We start from the raw sequence: 1,958 nt of genomic DNA, 5'->3' as shown, positions 1-1,958 counted from the left end.
CTGAGTTAGTCACCCAAATGCACAAGACTAGGGCGGTGGCCGTTGCAGGTATTTTTCGGGATTACTTTAAGGAGTTAGAAAAGGAACCAGAGGATCTAATCGGAAAAGATGATGAGGATGAAGAGGATCAGGGTCATCTCTATTTTGGATGGAGGCGATCTGAGAAACGATACAGGCAAGTAAACCGTGAGTAGATTTATTATAGTTTACTTAGTAGTTTACTGGTAAACTGTAAGTAGTTTATATAATAGCGAGGTAATTATGTCTAGAGGTGGTAAACGTGAAGGTGCAGGTAATAAGTTTAAGTGGAAACATGGGAAGACTAAAACTATTCGTGTTCCTGTTGAGTTAGCTGATCAGCTTTTAGAGTTGGCCAAGAAATTAGATGAGGGTGAAACAGTAATTTCTCAATCTGAGATTAAAGAAACAGCTAATATAGATTATGACACAGAATCTAAAGTTATTGATCTAACAGGGATTTCCTTGGTTTCTGTGTCTGGTCAGGTTGGTGTGAGGTTAAGTGATTTGATGCTTAAGGGTTATCAGATTGAGCCTTCACGTCTTGCCGATCTTGTTAGGCGATCATTCTTAAAAACTTAAAAAGAGGTATTTATGTCTGATTTGGAGAATATTAAGGTTAAAAAGGGTCAAAGAGTTACTATTACTTATGAAAATAGAGAATTTGACGTTATAGTTATAGATCCTGATGGTTTGGGAAAAGATCAACCCTCATTGGGCTTTGGTTTTGGTATTGCTGAAAAATATACTGGTTTACCTCAATCTACGATATCTCGCTGGTTTCAGGGTGATGCAAATAATGACCAAAATCTCTTGAAACTCCCATCAGGCAATACTTTTAAGGTCATGCAAATCTCTGGATTAGATAATAATATCTATCAAGTTGCTGAAGTTTCTGATTGGGTAGCTATTGTAGGGGATGTTCTTAAAAAACCAGGGAAAATTTCAAAAGGAACTAAAGACAAGCTTATAGATTTTCTCACGTGGTTTGCTACCAAGGGGCTTTATGCAGAAGCTTATGTAGCTCTTAAGGGAGTTTATACGAAACGAGATAGTCGTAGTGTCTCTAAATGGATGATGGCTAGATTAGAGGGTAAAATTAAACGTAATAAATACACTGATTTCCTTAAAGAACAGGGCTGTGAAGGATATGATTATGCTAATTGGACTAACTATATTTATGAAAGACTTTTTGGAAAAACGGCAAGAGAAATGAAGCAATACTGGGAAGTTGTAGAAGGAACTAAGATAATAGCTCGTAACTATATATCAGAAGAAGAAGGGTTAAGAGCGGTAGCTTATTGTGAAAATCAAGTAGTTGAATTGTTTGTTGATGATCTTGGGGATGCTCATGACCATGCTTTGTTTTTTGCCTCTAAGAAATTTGCTGATGTATTAAAGAAATTAAAGTAATCTTAAAGTAGATTTTTAGTAAACCACTATGATAAATTATAAGTAGTTTACATAGTGGTTTACTATTATGCCTACAGAGAATCCTAAAATATCATTGTATGTTCCGCAACATATATATGATCGCTTCATAGAGTATAAAGACCAATCTGGCTTATCAATGTCTCAAGCAGGAACGGTATTACTAGCCGAGTATTTTGGGTTAGAAGAGACTATAAAAGATATTAGAGAAGGGGTTACTATAGGAGGTGTTACTTTAAATAGAGTAGAAAAGATAGAGAGTGAGATTAAAGAGTTAAAAGAACAGATTAATGGTTTAGTGAACCAATATAAGACTAATAGTAAACTACCTAATGAAACCAAAGAACCATCTAGTAGTTTACAAGGTGAACTACCGTTTACTTTAGTGAAGCTATTGTTAAAGAAATTAGTTTAAGTAGTAAAGGTTTAGCTAGCGATAAACCAGATCATCTCGTTCTATAGCTATCATGGTAGAAAGCTGAAGCATTATTTTTTGATGGTCGCAACTC

At 35.2% G+C, this 1,958-nt stretch carries 4 protein-coding genes; all 4 read left to right on the top strand.

The window, feature by feature from the left end; translation table 11 throughout:
• The coding region (locus CY0110_RS30265; RefSeq protein WP_008278972.1) for a protein rep at positions 1-194 on the top strand (194 nt) is incomplete at its 5' end.
• Between the two features lie 67 nt (positions 195-261).
• Entirely contained in the window at positions 262-600 is a 339-nt protein-coding gene (locus tag CY0110_RS29670) for a hypothetical protein (protein ID WP_008278971.1), read from the top strand.
• Positions 601-612: 12 nt separating this feature from the next.
• Positions 613-1,431, top strand: a complete 819-nt coding sequence (locus CY0110_RS27595; RefSeq protein WP_008278970.1) for a hypothetical protein — start codon at positions 613-615, stop codon at positions 1,429-1,431.
• A gap of 67 nt (positions 1,432-1,498) precedes the next feature.
• The gene (locus tag CY0110_RS27590) at positions 1,499-1,864 is read left to right on the top strand and encodes a hypothetical protein (RefSeq protein ID WP_008278969.1); all 366 of its coding nucleotides are present in this window, start codon (positions 1,499-1,501) and stop codon (positions 1,862-1,864) included.
• Positions 1,865-1,958: the final 94 nt, after the last annotated feature.

This window comes from Crocosphaera chwakensis CCY0110, from assembly GCF_000169335.1.
In the GTDB taxonomy this organism is placed as follows: Bacteria; Cyanobacteriota; Cyanobacteriia; order Cyanobacteriales; family Microcystaceae; genus Crocosphaera; species Crocosphaera chwakensis.
The sequence above is the reverse complement of the archived record's forward strand: the minus strand, read 5'-3'. Positions and strand labels throughout refer to the sequence as shown.

Coding starts and splice junctions, on each gene's coding strand:
- CY0110_RS29670 (WP_008278971.1), top strand. CDS start 262: ATGTCTAGAGGTGGTAAACGTGAAGGTGCAGGTAATAAGTTTAAGTGG.
- CY0110_RS27595 (WP_008278970.1), top strand. CDS start 613: ATGTCTGATTTGGAGAATATTAAGGTTAAAAAGGGTCAAAGAGTTACT.
- CY0110_RS27590 (WP_008278969.1), top strand. CDS start 1,499: ATGCCTACAGAGAATCCTAAAATATCATTGTATGTTCCGCAACATATA.